This window comes from Cohnella sp. (genome assembly GCF_041640265.1).
Lineage (GTDB): Bacteria > Bacillota > Bacilli > Paenibacillales > Paenibacillaceae > Cohnella.
The window spans coordinates 24,487-40,712 of record NZ_JBEQAP010000035.1 but is presented as its reverse complement, the minus strand read 5'-3'; the positions used below and the strand labels follow the sequence as shown (position 1 = coordinate 40,712).

Sequence of the window (16,226 nt, the reverse complement as noted above, 5' to 3'; positions counted from 1 at the left end):
GCCGCTTGACGATATCTCATTATTTACTGCGACGACGAACAATGTACTTGCTCGAAGCTTTTTTCTTCTTGCGAGTTTTGTAACCAAGCGTTGGCTTGCCCCATGGAGACATCGGGGATTTGCGTCCGATTGGCGCGCGGCCTTCGCCACCACCGTGCGGGTGATCGTTCGGGTTCATTACAACACCACGAACTGTCGGGCGTTTGCCTAACCAACGATTGCGACCAGCTTTACCAGCATTGATCAACTCATGATCTTGGTTACCAACTGTACCGATTGTAGCGCGGCAAGTTTTCAAGATGCGACGAATTTCACCAGATGTCAGGCGGATCGTTACGTAAGCTTCTTCTTTACCAAGCAATTGCGCACTTGTACCAGCTGCACGAACCAACTGGCCGCCTTTGCCGGGCTTTAATTCGATGTTGTGGATAACCGAACCGACTGGAATGTTCTCAAGCGCTAGTGCATTACCGACTTTGATGTCAGCAGTTGGACCAGACATGATTACATCTCCAACTTTAAGTCCTTTTGGCGCGATGATATAAGTTTTCTCACCATCTGCATAGTTGATCAGCGCGATGTAAGAAGTACGGTTAGGATCATATTCGATCGTAGCCACGCGGCCGGGTATGCCGTCCTTTGTGCGCTTGAAGTCAATAATCCGGTATTTACGCTTATGACCGCCGCCATGATGACGAACAGTAATTTTACCTTGGTTATTACGTCCAGCATGCTTGAACAACGGAGCTAACAAAGACTTTTCCGGCTCTGTTGCCGTTACTTCTTCAAACGTCGACATCGTCATCTGACGACGACTGGGCGTTGTCGGTTTAAACTTTTGAACTGGCAATTGGATTCCCTCCTTACTTTAGAGACTTATTATACAGAGGATTCAAAGTACTCAAGCGGTTTGCTGTCTGCGGAAAGCTGCACGATCGCTTTTTTCCACTCTGAAGTGTAACCACTATGTTTGCCGTAGCGTTTCGGCTTAGCCGGCATTCTGAGTGTATTAACATTGGTAACCTTCACTTTGAAGATTTGCTCAATGGCTTGCTTGATCTCGGTTTTGTTTGCTTTCAAGTCAACTTCGAACACATATTTGCGCTGTTCCATGAAGTCGCTTGTGCGTTCGGTAATAACCGGCCGTTTGATTAGATCGCGAGGGTTTCTCATTACGCGAACACCTCCTCAACTTTAGCGACTGCATCCTTCGTGATGATCAATTGATCATACTTCATCACGTCGAGCACGTTAATTCCTTCAGCAGCGACGAATTTGACGCCAGGAATATTACGAGCGGAAAGAGCCACATTATTATCAAAGTCTGCCGTTACGACAAGCGCTTTACGCTCAACTTTGAGATTGTTCAAAAGCTTCGCAATGTCCTTCGTTTTCGGTTGGGACAAGCTCAACTGATCGAGAACGATGATTTGATTATCTTGGACTTTGCTGGACAAAGCCGATTTGATCGCCAAACGGCGAACTTTACGAGGTAATTTGAAACCATAGCTGCGTGGTGTTGGTCCGAATACGATACCGCCGCCTTTCCATTGCGGCGAACGAATACTACCCTGACGAGCACGGCCGGTTCCCTTTTGCTTCCACGGCTTACGTCCGCCTCCGCGTACTTCCGAACGACCTTTCGTATCGTGCGTACCCGAACGAAGCGAAGCTTGTTGCAGTAATACAGCGCTGTGCAGAACGTGTACGTTCGGCTCTAGTCCGAATATTCCTTCTGCCAGATCAAGTTCTCCAACTTGCTTGCCGTCTACATTAAAAACAGTAACTTTCGGCATGAGTGGTCCTCCTTTCCTCATACATTGTGAATTATTTCTTCACCGATGTGCGGATTTTGAGATAACTATTGCGTGCGCCCGGTACGGAACCTTTGATCAACAATACATTACGCTCAAGATCAACCTTCACGATTTCGAGGTTTTGTACAGTAATCGTTTCGTTACCTAGACGACCGTGCATTTTCTTGCCTTTTGGCACACGGTTAGCATCACGAATCGTCGCGAGCGAACCATTACCACGGTGGTACTTGGAACCATGCGCCATTGGACCGCGGGACATATTCCAGCGTTTGATCGCACCGGCAGTTCCTTTACCTTTGGAAATACCTGTTACGTCAACAAATTCGCCTGCAGAGAACTGGTCAACTTTCAATTCCTGACCAATTTCCAAGCCAGCAGCCGTTAGACCGCTAACCTCGCGAATGAAGCGCTTGGGCGCCGTGTTGGCTTTTTTTGCATGGCCGATGGCCGGTTTTGTTGCTAGCTTCTCGCGTTTATCCGCGAAACCTAGCTGTACTGCTTCGTAACCGTCGTTGTCCGAGTCTTTCAACTGAAGCACGACGTTCGGAGTTGCTTCTACTACAGTTACGGGCACAACGCTACCGTCTGCTGCGAATAGTTGAGTCATTCCGAGTTTACGTCCCAAGATTCCTGACATGTTGACACCTCTTTTCCTTCATAAATCTAAATGATAGTTGCTGTAAAATTAAAGCTTGATTTCGATGTCAACGCCGGATGGCAGATCAAGACGCATAAGCGCATCTACTGTTTGCGGCGTAGGATTGACAATGTCGATCAAACGCTTGTGCGTACGCATTTCAAACTGCTCACGCGAATCCTTGTATTTGTGCACCGCACGCAAGATCGTGATGATCTGCTTTTCGGTCGGCAACGGAATCGGTCCAGATACACTTGCACCAGTACGTTTTGCCGTTTCTACGATTTTCTCCGCGGATTGATCCAGGATACGGTGGTCGTAGGCTTTCAAACGGATACGGATTTTTTGCTTAGCCATAGAATTCCCTCCTTCATTCGCCCAATTTTGGAATCGGACATACTCCATGAGAATAACCCGACATTCACCTGTGTTTCTCCCCTATGGCAAAGGGGCCGGGTGTGTCGGCAACCTCTCACATCGACGCACAGTCACAGACCAACATTTATTATTATAGCGATCTGCCCAAGCGATTGCAACATATATTTTCAAAACTTTCATATAGATAAGACAGGCTTTGTAGAAGGGACTGGTTCTAGCTGCAATCCATCCATAAAGTAACTGCAGTTATCATAGGAAGTTTACTAATCGCAATTGGAATCGACTTCTTTCTAATGCCTATCAAAGTATTGGATGGAGGTTTCATCGGTATTGCGCTTATTATTAATTACATATTCGGAACTAAGGTAGGTCTTACACTCATTCTGTGCAGCATACCCGTGTTTATATTTGCGTGGTTTAAAGACCGTACCATGTTCTTTCATAGCTTGTTTGGGATGATCCTCTTATCTTATTTTATAGACTTATTGGATCCATTTTATCCGCTTGGAACTCTTAGTGCCGATTATCCTTTTATTATTTCGGTTTGCGGAGGACTTTTCATTGGAATAGGTTTTGGAATCCTCTTGCGTAATGACACAAGCACAGGAGGAATCGATCTTCTTGCAAAGCTGCTAGCAAAAAGATTACATCTAAACGTCGGTGTGTTGATCCTTATCATGGATGCTCTAGTTGTCATTTTAGGAGGTCTGCTATTTTCAGCGGATACGTTCTTCTTATCTATAGCCACGATAAGTTCAGGTGGATTAGCAACTAGTCTATGTACGATCAAGTACTTCTCTTATTGAAGCAATCCACGAAAACTAAAAAGGCTATCCATAGCGTAGTTACGCTTGGACAGCCCTTTTATTAATCAAGTTGCTTATTTCTGGATCGAAGCTACTGCGCCAGCGCCTACAGTACGACCGCCTTCACGAATAGCGAAACGAGTACCGTCTTCAACTGCGATAGGAGCGATTAGAGAAACAGTTACCTCGATGTTGTCACCAGGCATAACCATTTCAGTTCCTTCAGGCAAGTTGATGATACCTGTTACGTCTGTTGTCCGGAAGTAGAACTGTGGACGGTAGCCTGTGAAGAAAGGCTTATGACGGCCACCCTCAGCAGAAGTCAGAACGTAGATTTGAGCAGTGAATTCAGTGTGTGGCTTAACTGAACCTGGTTTCGCGATAACTTGACCGCGCTCAATGTCTTTACGGTCTACACCGCGAAGCAATGCGCCAACGTTGTCGCCGGCTTGTGCGGAATCAAGCAATTTACGGAACATTTCAACGCCCGTTACTACGGATTTGCGAGTTTCTTCTACCAAACCAATGATTTCAACTTCGTCACCGATTTTGATAACTCCACGCTCAACACGGCCTGTAGCAACTGTACCACGACCAGTGATTGTGAATACATCCTCAACCGGCATCAAGAAAGGCTTGTCAGTTGCACGCTCAGGTTGTGGGATATAAGTATCAACCGCTTCGAACAGCTCGATAATTTTATTAGCCCATTCGCCTTCAGGATTTGCCAATGCTTCACGAGCTGCACCACGAATGATCGGAGTGTCGTCGCCCGGGAAATCATATTCGTTAAGAAGGTCGCGAACTTCCATCTCAACGAGCTCAAGCAATTCGTCGTCGTCAACCATGTCGCATTTGTTCAAGAATACGACGATGTAAGGAACGCCTACTTGTTTGGAGAGCAGGATGTGCTCACGCGTTTGCGGCATAGGACCGTCAGCTGCGGATACAACCAGAATAGCTCCGTCCATTTGAGCTGCGCCTGTGATCATGTTTTTAACATAGTCAGCATGTCCTGGGCAGTCAACGTGTGCGTAGTGACGGTTAGGCGTTTCGTACTCAACGTGTGCTGTGGAGATCGTGATTCCACGCTCGCGCTCTTCTGGTGCTTTGTCGATTTGGTCGAAAGCAACTGCTGCTCCGCCATAACGTTTGGAAAGAACGGTAGTGATAGCTGCTGTCAAAGTTGTTTTACCGTGATCGACGTGACCGATAGTACCGATGTTTACGTGAGGTTTATTACGTTCAAACTTAGCTTTTGCCATGGATAATGTTCCTCCTTATTGTTTAAAAGGATTATATTTGTTGGCGGGAGGGGTGCTTATAGCACTTCCCGTATCCGCCCGCTTACTAATTTTCTTTCGCGCCTTTGTATTTCGAGATGATCTCTTCAGAGATCGATTTCGGAACTTCTTCGTAGTGGGAAAGTTCCATCGAGAACACCCCGCGACCTTGCGTACCGGAACGAAGCGTTGTGGAATATCCGAACATCTCAGCGAGTGGAACTTTCGCGCGAACGATTTGCGCGCCGAAGCGTGAATCCGTTCCTTCGATACGACCACGACGAGAGCTCACCATTCCCATTACATCCCCCATGTACTCTTCAGGCACGGTTACTTCTACTTTCATGATAGGCTCTAGCAAGCAAGGGCTACATTTGTCCTTAGCTGCTTTAAGCGCTAACGATCCAGCAATTTTGAACGCCATCTCCGATGAGTCAACATCATGGTACGATCCGTCAACAACAACAGCTTTAATATCAACGAGCGGGAATCCAGCGAGTACGCCGTTTTTCATCGACTCTTCGATACCAGCTTGGATTGGAGCGATAAATTCACGAGGAATCGATCCACCAACCGTTTTGTTTTCGAAAATGAAACCTGTGCCTGGCTCAAGTGGTGTGAATTCAACCCAACAATGTCCGAATTGACCTTTACCACCGGATTGACGAACGAACTTCCCTTCGACCTTCGCAGGAACACGGAATGTTTCGCGGTAAGCAACTTGCGGTTTACCAACATTCGTCTCAACTTTGAATTCGCGAAGCATACGGTCTACGAGAATTTCCAAGTGAAGCTCACCCATACCTGCGATGATTGTTTGTCCGGTCTCTTCATCCGTGTGCGCACGGAAAGTTGGATCTTCCTCGGACAACTTCTGCAGGGCGATACCCATTTTATCTTGATCGGCTTTTGTCTTAGGTTCAACCGCAAGCTGGATTACCGGTTCTGGGAAGTTCATCGATTCAAGGATAACTGGATTCTTCTCGTCACACAGCGTATCGCCCGTAGTTGTATCCTTAAGACCAACTGCCGCTGCAATATCGCCTGCATGAACTTCACTGATTTCCTGACGGCTGTTCGCGTGCATTTGCAGAATCCGGCCGACACGTTCGCGTTTGCCTTTAGTTGCATTTACAACGTATGAGCCTGCGCTCAAAACACCGGAGTATACGCGGAAGAAAGTCAAACGGCCAACATAAGGGTCAGTCATGATTTTGAAAGCCAATGCCGAGAACGGTGCAGTATCAGAAGATTCACGAGTTGTTTCTGAACCATCATCCAACAGGCCTTTGATAGCAGGAACATCAAGTGGAGAAGGAAGGAAATCAACTACAGCATCCAACATCGGTTGAACGCCTTTGTTACGATATGAAGATCCGCATACGACTGGGAAGATTTTCACTTCACATACGCCTTTGCGAAGAGCAGCTTTGATTTCAGGGATGGAGATTTCTTCACCCTCTAGAAATTTCATTGTCAATTCTTCGTCAAGTTCTGCTACCTTCTCTACGAGAATTGCGCGAAGCTCTTCGACTTGTGCCGTATACTCTGCAGGCACTTCAACCTTCTCAGGGTCTTTACCGAGATCGTCCTTGTATTTATAAGCAACCCGTTCAATCAGATCGATCATACCTACAAAAACATCTTCAGCGCCCATAGGCAATTGAATGGCTACAGCGTTTGCGTTCAAACGCAGCTTCATGTCTCTTACGACATTAAGGAAGTCTGCACCGATGATATCCATTTTGTTTACATAAGCAATACGAGGAACGCCGTAACGGTCAGCTTGACGCCATACCGTCTCGGATTGTGGTTCCACGCCTTCTTTGGCGCTAAATACGCCAACGGCCCCATCCAATACGCGCAGGGAGCGCTCGACCTCTACCGTAAAGTCAACGTGACCCGGAGTGTCGATAATATTGATACGGTGTCCATCCCATTGAGCGGTTGTAGCGGCAGACGTAATCGTGATGCCGCGCTCTTGTTCTTGCTCCATCCAGTCCATCGTAGCGGCGCCTTCATGCACTTCGCCGATCTTATGAACACGTCCGGTATAGAACAAAATACGTTCAGTAGTGGTGGTTTTGCCCGCATCAATATGCGCCATAATACCGATATTACGCGTATTTTGCAAGGAGAACTCTCTAGCCATGTAACAGTCTCCCTTCATTAGTCAAACATAAGTGAATTCTACCAACGGTAGTGTGCAAACGCTTTGTTCGCTTCCGCCATTTTGTGTGTATCTTCACGTTTCTTAACAGCTGCTCCAGTGTTATTGGATGCATCCAAGATTTCGGCAGCCAAACGCTCTTCCATCGTCTTCTCTCCGCGGTTGCGAGAGTAGTTAACAAGCCAGCGCAATCCTAGGGACGTGCGGCGTTCAGGCTTTACTTCAATCGGAACTTGATAGTTAGCTCCACCTACACGGCGCGCTTTAACCTCAAGTACTGGCATAATGTTCTTAATTGCGGCTTCAAAGACCTCCATAGCGTCTTTACCCGAGCGCTCTTGAATCAAGGTGAACGCATCGTACAAAAGTTGCTGGGCAACTCCTTTTTTACCGTCAATCATAATACGGTTTACCAGACGTGTAACAAGCTTGCTGTTATACAACGGATCCGGCAATACATCTCTTTTGGGAACTGGTCCTTTACGTGGCATCGAAGTTCCTCCTTTCTTATTCATGTAGCTACGTCAAGCGATCAAATCGCTCAGCAGCCTATTAGGATTTTTTAACTTTCGGTCTTTTCGTACCGTACTTCGAACGAGCTTGTTTACGGTTGTTAACGCCTGCAGTATCAAGAGCACCGCGGACGATATGATAACGAACCCCTGGCAAATCTTTAACCCGGCCTCCACGTACAAGCACAACACTATGCTCTTGAAGGTTATGTCCGATTCCCCCGATATAGGCAGTTACCTCGACACGGTTGGTCAAACGAACCCTCGCGTACTTACGAAGTGCTGAGTTCGGTTTTTTCGGAGTCATTGTTCCTACACGGGTGCAAACCCCACGTTTTTGAGGCGCGCTGATATCAGTTTCAACACGTTTTAGAGCGTTGAATCCTTTTTGCAGAGCAGGTGATTTCGATTTAACGACCTTCGATTGACGGCCTTTACGAACTAGTTGATTAATAGTTGGCATGTTGCCACCCCCTTCCTTAATTCGGTAAAAATGATACATAACGACACAACCGATATTCTCTTGCGAAGTCCACAGATCCAGGCGGTTCATTTTAAGAGACGAGAAAGGGTCCGTTCCACACTTCCGCTAAGGAATGTTAATCCTATTCGAAGTGCAGAATCAAACCCGGTTACTTTATTCCTCAACGACAGCAGCCATAGCTGTGCCGACTCCTATGCCACACGCTTTACCCAGGTTTCGCATCGTATCGACGAGTGTAAGTTTGACATCATGTTGAATACACAATTGAACGATACGGTTCACCATGCGGGGATCTGCATCTTGCGCTACAAACACATGTACGGCTTCGTCTAGCTCCACCGTCTTTGTTGTTTGTTTCGTACCCACTCGCACATGACCACCCTGCAATCTCATGACGCTCGTTGTCATAGTGACTACGACCTCCAATTGACTCAGAATTAATCATGTCTGGCACACACTAGGATATATTATCACTTCGATTTATGCGTGTCAAGATTTTAAATCTATAATTATTGCGTAAAAAAAAGCGGATACCGCTGCCGGTATCCGCGCTTGTTAGATCTATTAGCTCTTACTCAACGCCTACTGGCTCAAGCTCAGCTGCTTCGTCCGTCGGTTCGTCAAAAGGCGACACAACACGAATGTTGCGATAGCGCGCCATACCTGTACCCGCCGGGATCAGCTTACCAATAATAACGTTCTCCTTCAGTCCAAGCAATCTGTCGACTTTGCCTTTGATAGCAGCATCTGTCAGAACGCGAGTCGTTTCTTGGAAAGACGCTGCCGATAGGAAGGAGTCGGTTTCCAGTGAAGCCTTCGTAATTCCGAGCAGGACCGGACGTGCAACAGCCGGTTCTTTGTCAGCAAGAATCGCCTCTCGGTTAGCCGCTTCGTATTCGTGAAGATCCACGAATGCACCAGGCAGAAGAATCGTGTCTCCAGGATCAACGATGCGGATTTTACGTAACATCTGCTTGATCATAACCTCGATGTGTTTGTCGTTAATTTCAACACCTTGGTTCCGATAAACACGCTGCACTTCTTGCAGAATATAGTTCTGCACGCCGCGAATACCTTTGATACGAAGCATTTCCTTAGGATCGATGGAACCATCCGTCAACTCATCTCCAGCTTCAATCTGCTGTCCTTGAGTAACACGAATACGGGAACCGTAGCTGACAGGGTAAACCTTGGATTCTGCTCCGCCCTGCAGTTCAATTTCACGACGATCCTTCGTTTCACGAATTTCTTTAACTACGCCATCCAGCTCGGAGATAATGGCTTGACCTTTCGGATTCCGAGCTTCGAAGAGCTCTTGAATACGCGGCAAACCTTGAGTGATATCGTCTCCGGCAACGCCGCCGGTATGGAAAGTACGCATCGTGAGCTGTGTTCCCGGCTCACCGATAGATTGAGCGGCAATGATACCGACCGCTTCGCCGATTTCAACTTTCTCTCCAGTTGCGAGGTTACGGCCATAACATAGCTTACATACGCCATGACGGGCGCGACAGCTAAGGACGGAACGAATCTGTACCTGCTTGATGCCTATACGAACGATCTCTTCTGCCTTAGGTGTATCAATAAGCTCATTACGGTTAACGATGACCTCTTTGTTCTCAGGATTGCGTATCGTAGCGAAGGCATAACGACCTTCAATACGGTCAAACAAGTCCTCGATAACTTCTTTACCATCTTCGATACGAGATACGGCGATGCCCTTATCTGTTCCGCAATCATCCTCACGAACGATAACGTCTTGTGCGACGTCTACGAGACGACGAGTCAGGTAACCGGAATCCGCTGTCCGAAGTGCTGTATCGGCAAGACCTTTACGCGCTCCGTGAGTGGAGATGAAGTACTCCAATACCGTCAGACCTTCACGGAAGTTCGATTTGATCGGCAACTCAATGATTCGACCGGATGGATTGGCCATCAGACCCCGCATCCCGCCCAATTGGGTGATCTGCGATTTATTACCCCGAGCTTTGGAATCTACCATCAACATAATGTTGTTGTAACGATCCATTGACTTCATCAATACTTCAGTGATCTCATCCTTGGTCTTGCTCCAGATCTCGATGACTCGGTCACGGCGCTCTTCGTTAGTAATCAGACCTCGGCGATACTGCGTAGCGACAACCCCAACGCGCTCTTCTGATCTCTCAAGGATCTGATCCTTCTCTTTAGGAACGATAACGTCTGACACACCGATTGTAATACCGGCACGAGTCGAGTACGTAAATCCAAGCTGTTTAATATTATCGAGAATCATCGATGTTTGGGTTGTGTGGTAAATCCGGAAACATTCACCGATAATATTGCCCAAATATTCTTTACCTACTGCTGGAGGAATTTGCGAATCATTAATAAATTTGTTGATATCCGCGCCTTTTTCGTAGATAAAGTATTTATCTGGCGTTCCTTTAACCAAGTTCTGCTTAGTCGCTTCATTGATATACGGGAACGTATCAGGGAAAATCTCGTTAAATATGATTTTACCGATCGTCGTCACAATAAGAGCCTCTTGCTGCTCCGGTGTGAAAGTCTTTTTCTTCAGCTCTCTAGCCGGGATTACAACGCGAGCATGCAGAGAAATGCCTGTTACTCCGCGTTGATAAGCAGAAACAGCTTCATTGACGTCCGCGAAACGGATACCGGTGCCATATGATTGATTGTTATCCATTGTCAGATAGAAGCAACCAAGAACCATATCCTGTGATGGAGTAACTACCGGCTTACCATCTTTAGGGTTCAAGATGTTACCGGATGCCAGCATCAGAAGACGAGCCTCTGCTTGAGCTTCAGCGGACAAAGGAACGTGAACAGCCATTTGGTCACCGTCGAAGTCGGCATTGTATGCTGTACAAACGAGTGGGTGAAGCTTGATGGCGCGTCCTTCAACCAGAATCGGTTCAAACGCTTGAATACCCAATCTGTGAAGGGTTGGGGCACGGTTCAGAAGTACCGGATGCTCCTTAATAACTTCCTCGAGTACATCCCACACTTCAGGACTTACACGCTCAACCTTACGCTTAGCGCTCTTAATGTTATGAGCAAGACCTTTCAATACCAGCTCTTTCATAACGAACGGCTTGAACAGCTCTAGTGCCATTTCCTTTGGAAGTCCGCATTGATACATTTTTAAGCTTGGTCCTACAACGATAACAGAACGACCGGAATAATCGACGCGTTTACCGAGTAAGTTCTGACGGAAACGACCTTGTTTACCCTTTAGCATATGGCTGAGAGACTTGAGCGGACGATTGCCGGGACCCGTTACCGGGCGGCCGCGACGACCATTATCGATCAATGCATCAACAGCTTCCTGCAGCATCCGCTTCTCATTCTGCACGATGATATCCGGTGCACCAAGATCGAGCAAGCGCTTCAGACGATTGTTCCGATTAATTACGCGACGGTACAAATCGTTCAAATCGCTTGTTGCAAATCGGCCTCCATCGAGTTGAACCATCGGCCGAAGCTCCGGAGGAATGACAGGCAATACATCAAGAATCATCCAATCAGGCAGGTTACCGGAGTTACGGAAGGATTCGACCACTTCAAGACGTTTGATCGCACGGTTACGGCGTTGTCCTTGAGCGGTTTTCAAGTCTTCCTTTAGTGTCTCGAGCTCACGATCAAGATCGATATCTTGAAGGAGTCTCTTCACAGCTTCAGCACCCATACCCGCATGGAATGCATAACCGTACTTCTCCCGGTAGCTGCGGTATTCCTTCTCGGAAAGTAATTGCTTTTTCTCAAGAGGAGTATCGCCTGGATCGGTAACGACATACGAAGCGAAGTAAATAATCTCTTCCAACGAACGCGGGGACATATCAAGCGCAAGTCCCATGCGGCTTGGAATTCCTTTGAAGTACCAAATATGTGAGACCGGAGCGGCTAACTCAATATGCCCCATCCGTTCACGGCGAACTTTCGCACGTGTAACTTCGACGCCGCAGCGATCACAGACGACGCCTTTGTAACGAACGCGCTTATATTTGCCGCAATGACATTCCCAGTCCTTCGTAGGTCCAAAGATCTTCTCGCAGAACAAACCTTCTTTTTCCGGCTTCAATGTCCGGTAGTTGATCGTTTCCGGCTTTTTAACTTCGCCTCTCGACCAAGAACGGATTTTATCCGGGGAAGCCAACCCGATTTTCATAAACTCAAAGTTATTGACGTCTAACAAGGAGCAAGCCCTCCTTCATCGTTGCTAGGATTTCAGATCTTAACGACGGCCCCGAAGGCCCGGCGTCATGCGATTACCGAACGCAGTCACTAAGACTGCTTTCATTCCTCGCACTTGTGACAATCGGAGTTAGGCGCTCCAGAGCGCCCCTCCAATTATTCTAGTGATTCCTGGAATGCGACCCTAGAGCCGTTCTATCCACTAGCACTATTCGACACCGACTTCAGTACCCTCAAGGTTAAGATTCAGCTTATCGCTAGCGGCATCGTCTTCGTCGTCCATTTCCTTCATTTCGATCTCCTGCTCATCACCGGACAAGATCTTAACGTCCATTCCGAGACTTTGGAGCTCTTTGATCAGTACCTTGAACGATTCAGGAACACCTGGCTCCGGCACATTCTCGCCTTTGACAATCGATTCGTAGGTTTTGACACGACCGACGACATCATCGGATTTAACCGTCAGAATTTCCTGCAGGGTATAAGCAGCACCATAGGCTTCCAATGCCCAAACCTCCATCTCACCGAAACGTTGACCACCAAACTGAGCTTTACCGCCCAGAGGCTGTTGAGTAACGAGAGAGTATGGCCCGGTTGAGCGGGCATGGATTTTGTCATCGACCATGTGAGCGAGCTTAATCATGTACATAACGCCAACAGTTACTTCGCGTTCGAACAATTCGCCCGAACGACCGTCGCGCAGCTGCCATTTACCGTTACGGTTCATGCCCGCTTCTTCCATGGCGTCGAAGACGTCGGTTTCACGTGCTCCGTCAAATACAGGCGTTGCCGCATGAATGCCGAGAATTCTGCATGCCATACCCAAGTGAACCTCTAGTACTTGACCGATATTCATCCGTGAAGGTACCCCTAGCGGATTAAGAACGACTTGTACTGGCGTTCCGTCCGGAAGGAATGGCATGTCTTCCTCTGGTAATATTCGGGCAATAACCCCTTTGTTACCATGACGACCAGCCATCTTATCGCCTTCGGAGATTTTCCGTTTTTGCGCAATGTATGCACGAACGAGTTGGTTTACGCCTGGCGGCAGCTCATCGCCATTCTCGCGGGTAAATACTTTCACATCTACAACGATACCATCCGTACCATGCGGAACGCGCAGGGAGGTATCACGTACCTCACGAGCCTTCTCACCAAAGATAGCATGCAGCAAACGCTCTTCCGCGGTAAGCTCAGTAACACCTTTAGGCGTTACCTTACCGACTAGGATATCGCCTGCGCTGATTTCCGCACCTACACGGATGATGCCACGCTCATCAAGATTGCGAAGCGCATCTTCCCCGACGTTCGGAATGTCGCGAGTAATTTCTTCAGGCCCCAGCTTCGTGTCGCGCGCTTCGGATTCATACTCTTCAATATGAATCGAAGTATAGACGTCTTCCCGCACCAGCTTCTCGGAAAGCAGGATGGCATCCTCATAGTTATAACCTTCCCAGGTCATGAAAGCGACGACAACGTTACGGCCTAATGCTAATTCTCCTACTTCTGTAGAAGGTCCGTCCGCCATAATATCGCCTTTCTTAATAACATCTCCGCGACGTACGAGCGGCCGTTGGTTGATGCAGGTTCCTTGGTTGGAACGCATGAACTTCTGGAGCTTGTATTTAACGATGTCGCCTTTCACTTCTTTACCTTCGATCATCTCAACGCGACGTAATTGAATCTCATTGGCGGAAACACGTTCAATGAATCCGTCATATTTGGACACAATACATACCCCGGAGTCTTTAGCAGACTTATGCTCCATACCGGTACCAACAAATGGTGCCTCCGGTATAAGCAGGGGTACCGCTTGACGTTGCATGTTTGATCCCATCAGCGCACGGTTGGAGTCATCGTTCTCTAGGAACGGAATCATCGCTGTCGCGACAGAAACAACCTGCTTAGGGGATACATCCATGTAATCTACCCGATCACTCGCCATCGTCAGAATGTTGTCGGTTTGCTTGTTGTAGCGAACAATGGTCTCCTTCTCTGTAAAGGAGCCATCGGGATTTAACTTCGCATTCGCTTGCGCGATGATATAGTTATCCTCTTCATCTGCGGTCATATATACGATTTCTTCCGTAACCCGATTCGTATATGGATCAACCTTACGATATGGGGCTTCGATAAATCCGTATTCGTTAATCCGCGCAAAGGTGGACAAGGAATTGATCAAACCGATATTCGGTCCCTCAGGAGTCTCGATCGGACACATACGCCCGTAATGGGAGTGATGGACGTCACGGACTTCGAAGCCCGCACGTTCCCGCGTCAACCCGCCGGGTCCGAGAGCGGATAGACGCCGTTTGTGCGTTAATTCCGCAAGCGGATTCGTCTGATCCATAAACTGGGAAAGCTGAGATGATCCGAAAAACTCTTTAATTGCCGCAATAACAGGACGAATGTTGATAAGCGCTTGAGGCGTAATCGCATTCTGATCCTGAATCGACATCCTTTCCCGTACGACTCTTTCCATCCGGGATAAGCCGATTCGGAATTGATTTTGCAGCAATTCGCCAACTGAACGAAGACGACGGTTACCTAGGTGATCGATATCATCCGTGTTACCAACCGTCTGCAACAAGTTCATGAAGTAGTTGATTGACGAGATAATATCCGCAGGCGTAATATTCTTCACCGACTTGTCGATGTTGCCGTTGGCGATAACCTTAACCACTTTACCTTCTTCTAATGGCGAGAAAATGCTGACAGATTGTAACGGAATATCTTCAGCTTCATATACGCCACCGGTTACACGGTAGTTCTTGTAGCCGACGTTTTTCTCTAGCATAGGGAGAATCTGGTCCAACAAGCGACGGTCGATCATTTGCCCGGCTTCAGCGATAATCTCACCCGTGGATGGATCCACAAGCGTCTCCGCTAATCGCTGATTGAACAATCGGTTTTTGATGTGAAGCTTTTTGTTGACCTTATAACGACCAACATTCGCGAGATCATAGCGTTTCGGATCAAAGAAACGTGCGATCAACAAGCTGCGCGCGTTCTCAAGTGTTGGCGGTTCGCCTGGACGAAGACGCTCGTAAATTTCGATGAGCGCTTTCTCCGTAGAGTCGGTATTATCCTTTTCAAGCGTATTGCGAATGTAATCATCTTGTCCTAGCAAATCAAGAATCTCTGCATCGGTTCCAAAACCCAGTGAACGTAGAAGTACCGTAACTGGAATTTTGCGAGTACGGTCAATCCGCACGTAGATGATATCTTTAGCGTCTGTTTCGAGCTCCAGCCATGCTCCACGATTCGGAATGACGGTAGCCGTGTAATTTTTCTTGCCGTTCTTATCTACCTTAGTACTGAAGTAGACACTCGGGGAGCGGACCAACTGGCTGACGATAACCCGTTCCGCACCATTGATTATGAAAGTACCCGTCTCGGTCATGAGTGGGAAATCACCCATAAATACTTCCTGTTCCTTAACTTCGCCTGTTTCTTTATTAAGCAACCGAACTTTTACGCGAAGCGGAGCCGCATAGGTTACATCGCGTTCTTTCGCTTCATCAACTGAATATTTCGGCTCACCCAAGCTGTAGTCGATAAACTCCAGCACTAGATTGCCTGTGAAATCCGAAATTGGCGAAATATCCTGAAAAATCTCACGCAAGCCCTCGTCCAAAAACTTCTGGTACGACTGTTGCTGAATTTCGATCAGGTTCGGGACGTCCAAAACTTCATTAATGCGGGCGTAGCTACGCCTCGTGCGGCGACCATACTGAACAAGATGTCCTGCCAACTTAACCTCACCCCTTAAGTCTGCTTCAACACAAAAATAAAGAAAAGCCCTTATGCGCCGGTTGGCGGCACAATGGCAACTCATCCTGCCTTTACCCCAAAACAAACCAAATATACGCAAACAAAAGTGAGTTTATTCCTGGGTTCAGGATGAACTTAAAGGTATATTGTGTTGAAGACAATTAGCCCATC

General features: G+C 47.5%; 13 protein-coding genes. 1 reads left to right on the top strand and 12 read right to left on the bottom strand.

The window, feature by feature from the left end; genetic code table 11:
* Positions 1–19: 19 nt before the first annotated feature.
* Genes rplB through rpsJ form a run of 5 tightly spaced genes read right to left on the bottom strand, consistent with a single transcriptional unit; the run spans position 20 to position 2,811 of the window.
* Positions 20–850 (bottom strand): 50S ribosomal protein L2, encoded by an 831-nt coding sequence (rplB, locus tag ACESLK_RS20945; protein WP_373231653.1) that lies wholly within the window; start codon positions 848–850, stop codon positions 20–22.
* A gap of 29 nt (positions 851–879) precedes the next feature.
* The gene (gene rplW, locus ACESLK_RS20940; RefSeq protein WP_373231652.1) at positions 880–1,173 is read right to left on the bottom strand and encodes a 50S ribosomal protein L23; all 294 of its coding nucleotides are present in this window, start codon (positions 1,171–1,173) and stop codon (positions 880–882) included.
* Positions 1,173–1,796 (bottom strand): 50S ribosomal protein L4, encoded by a 624-nt coding sequence (gene rplD / locus ACESLK_RS20935; protein WP_373231651.1) that lies wholly within the window; start codon positions 1,794–1,796, stop codon positions 1,173–1,175. The genes rplW and rplD overlap by 1 nt, the downstream gene beginning before the upstream one ends.
* 31 nt (positions 1,797–1,827) lie before the next feature.
* Positions 1,828–2,454, bottom strand: coding sequence for a 50S ribosomal protein L3 (gene rplC, locus ACESLK_RS20930; RefSeq protein WP_373231650.1), 627 nt, complete (start codon positions 2,452–2,454; stop codon positions 1,828–1,830).
* A 48-nt stretch (positions 2,455–2,502) separates the two neighbouring features.
* A complete protein-coding gene (gene rpsJ / locus ACESLK_RS20925) occupies positions 2,503–2,811 on the bottom strand; it encodes a 30S ribosomal protein S10 (RefSeq protein ID WP_130615191.1) in 309 nt (102 codons plus the stop codon).
* Between the two features lie 239 nt (positions 2,812–3,050).
* Here rpsJ and ACESLK_RS20920 point away from each other — a divergent pair, with 239 nt between their 5' ends.
* Positions 3,051–3,638, top strand: coding sequence for a YitT family protein (locus tag ACESLK_RS20920; RefSeq protein ID WP_373231692.1), 588 nt, complete (start codon positions 3,051–3,053; stop codon positions 3,636–3,638).
* 74 nt (positions 3,639–3,712) lie between these two features.
* Here ACESLK_RS20920 and tuf read toward each other — a convergent pair whose 3' ends face one another.
* From tuf to rpoB, 7 genes are all read right to left on the bottom strand, one after another.
* The gene (gene tuf, locus ACESLK_RS20915) at positions 3,713–4,903 is read right to left on the bottom strand and encodes an elongation factor Tu (RefSeq protein ID WP_373231649.1); all 1,191 of its coding nucleotides are present in this window, start codon (positions 4,901–4,903) and stop codon (positions 3,713–3,715) included.
* 85 nt (positions 4,904–4,988) lie between these two features.
* Positions 4,989–7,073, bottom strand: a complete 2,085-nt coding sequence (gene fusA, locus ACESLK_RS20910; protein ID WP_373231648.1) for an elongation factor G — start codon at positions 7,071–7,073, stop codon at positions 4,989–4,991.
* A gap of 38 nt (positions 7,074–7,111) precedes the next feature.
* Entirely contained in the window at positions 7,112–7,582 is a 471-nt protein-coding gene (rpsG, locus tag ACESLK_RS20905) for a 30S ribosomal protein S7 (RefSeq protein ID WP_373231647.1), read from the bottom strand.
* Between the two features lie 61 nt (positions 7,583–7,643).
* On the bottom strand, positions 7,644–8,066 hold the full coding sequence (gene rpsL, locus ACESLK_RS20900) for a 30S ribosomal protein S12 (protein WP_373231646.1): 423 nt from the start codon (positions 8,064–8,066) through the stop codon (positions 7,644–7,646).
* A gap of 174 nt (positions 8,067–8,240) precedes the next feature.
* Positions 8,241–8,495 (bottom strand): ribosomal L7Ae/L30e/S12e/Gadd45 family protein, encoded by a 255-nt coding sequence (locus ACESLK_RS20895; protein ID WP_373231645.1) that lies wholly within the window; start codon positions 8,493–8,495, stop codon positions 8,241–8,243.
* A gap of 163 nt (positions 8,496–8,658) precedes the next feature.
* Positions 8,659–12,282, bottom strand: a complete 3,624-nt coding sequence (gene rpoC, locus ACESLK_RS20890) for a DNA-directed RNA polymerase subunit beta' (RefSeq protein ID WP_373231644.1) — start codon at positions 12,280–12,282, stop codon at positions 8,659–8,661.
* 207 nt (positions 12,283–12,489) lie between these two features.
* Entirely contained in the window at positions 12,490–16,035 is a 3,546-nt protein-coding gene (rpoB, locus tag ACESLK_RS20885; protein WP_373231643.1) for a DNA-directed RNA polymerase subunit beta, read from the bottom strand.
* Between the last annotated feature and the right edge of the window lie 191 nt (positions 16,036–16,226).

What these genes read in the sequence shown, in the direction of transcription:
- rpsJ (WP_130615191.1), bottom strand. Translation starts at nt 2,811, where the DNA reads ATGGCTAAGCAAAAAATCCGTATCCGTTTGAAAGCCTACGACCACCGT.
- rplD (WP_373231651.1), bottom strand. Translation starts at nt 1,796, where the DNA reads ATGCCGAAAGTTACTGTTTTTAATGTAGACGGCAAGCAAGTTGGAGAA.
- ACESLK_RS20895 (WP_373231645.1), bottom strand. Translation starts at nt 8,495, where the DNA reads ATGACAACGAGCGTCATGAGATTGCAGGGTGGTCATGTGCGAGTGGGT.
- rpsL (WP_373231646.1), bottom strand. Translation starts at nt 8,066, where the DNA reads ATGCCAACTATTAATCAACTAGTTCGTAAAGGCCGTCAATCGAAGGTC.
- tuf (WP_373231649.1), bottom strand. Translation starts at nt 4,903, where the DNA reads ATGGCAAAAGCTAAGTTTGAACGTAATAAACCTCACGTAAACATCGGT.
- fusA (WP_373231648.1), bottom strand. Translation starts at nt 7,073, where the DNA reads ATGGCTAGAGAGTTCTCCTTGCAAAATACGCGTAATATCGGTATTATG.
- rpsG (WP_373231647.1), bottom strand. Translation starts at nt 7,582, where the DNA reads ATGCCACGTAAAGGACCAGTTCCCAAAAGAGATGTATTGCCGGATCCG.
- rplC (WP_373231650.1), bottom strand. Translation starts at nt 2,454, where the DNA reads ATGTCAGGAATCTTGGGACGTAAACTCGGAATGACTCAACTATTCGCA.
- rplW (WP_373231652.1), bottom strand. Translation starts at nt 1,173, where the DNA reads ATGAGAAACCCTCGCGATCTAATCAAACGGCCGGTTATTACCGAACGC.